1 protein-coding gene is annotated in these 1,364 nt (G+C 47.2%); it reads left to right on the top strand.

The window, feature by feature from the left end; translation table 11 throughout:
- Positions 1-833: 833 nt before the first annotated feature.
- The gene (locus FTV31_RS16895) at positions 834-1,307 is read left to right on the top strand and encodes a hypothetical protein (RefSeq protein ID WP_180015793.1); all 474 of its coding nucleotides are present in this window, start codon (positions 834-836) and stop codon (positions 1,305-1,307) included.
- Positions 1,308-1,364: the final 57 nt, after the last annotated feature.

The raw sequence follows: 1,364 nt of genomic DNA, 5'->3' as shown, positions 1-1,364 counted from the left end.
CGCTACGCTCAGAAGCTTTATGCTCGCTTCGCTCGTCTAGACACAAAGGCCAGTGAAAAAAATAAAAATTTTCTAGATGCAAAATATTTTAAAAACGGTTTTTCAGAGGGTCGAGGCGCAAATTTTCTTTGTGTCAGCTCGTAGACACTCGCTTAAATATTTTTTTTGAAAAATATACTGTGTCCAAAGACTGAAACAATGGTGACACAGTAGATAGACACAGTAGTCAGACACACTTGATTGACTTGAGTTTGTGACTTAAACGGTAACGCCACCGCTACGCTACCCTCTAAAACCTGCGCTATCGCTGGGTTTTAGCCCGAAAGGGTTCGGGACGGGTTGGCTAGATCGCTAGGGCGATCTTACCTACACCGAAGCCCCCGTCTGCGCGCCTGCGGCGCACGACCACCCCCTTTCTGACAAGTGGGGAGCTTCTTCGCTACGCAAAGAACTCCCCGACTTGCTTCACCGAAAGAGGGTGGTCGTGCGCTTCGCTTCGACGGGGGTGGCGTTGCCCCCACTGCGGAGTAAGATCTCGGCTCGCTTCGCTTGCTCGACGCTTACTCCTTGCGGCTCCCCCACGGCCTCTCTCGCTGGGGCTTCGAGGCTGCTTCGCTTTCGCTCGCACTCCTTCGGAGCTTGCGACCGCTTGGGGCGGTCGGTCACGGCATCAACTGGCTTCACCTAAAAAATGGCATTTACATCCGCTTAAAAACTCATATTATTTTCGGTCAATGTTTTAATTCATTGAAAAATAACAATATTTTTATTGAAATGATTTTTTTTTGATCATAGACTGTGTCCATACACTGTGCCAAATATATGAGACCTATATGAAATGGCTCTTACTTGCTGTCTTTGTCCTTATCTTGCTTTTCATCCCTGAGATATCTCAGGCTCTAGAAGTCTTTTTCTCACATCCTTTCCGCTTTGCCCTAGCGCTGATCTTAGGGATGATCTTTTACGGGTGGATGACTTTCAAAAAAGAGGGCGAAGAGCTTCCAGGCTTTCTGAAACTTCTTTTTTTCGGGACAAATGGCCTTTTTTTTATCGCTTGGGGCGTAGCTTTTTTCTTTGGTAAAGCAGGATGGTCTGACGCCCTTGCTCATGGCGGGTTTTTGGTGCTTGGGATGCTTGTAATAGCTTTGCTTGAGCGTCTTTATGTACCTTTTACAGAAAAATTTCTGTCGTTCTTCACTAAAAAAGCAGGGACAGAAAGGGATCACTTGACGGATGTACGAGAAGTCGCAAAGGAAGCTGAAAAAAAAGCAAGTGGCCCCATCTTTAAACCCGGAAAATTTTTTTAAAGCGGGCAGTTCCTTTCCCGGCCCCAATGGGAAAGGCGGGCGGACCTACGGGGAAGG

Origin of the sequence: Acinetobacter sp. YH16031, from assembly GCF_013417335.1 — a bacterium.
Classification (GTDB): domain Bacteria; phylum Pseudomonadota; class Gammaproteobacteria; order Pseudomonadales; family Moraxellaceae; genus Acinetobacter.
This window is presented reverse-complemented; position numbering and strand designations above follow the sequence as displayed.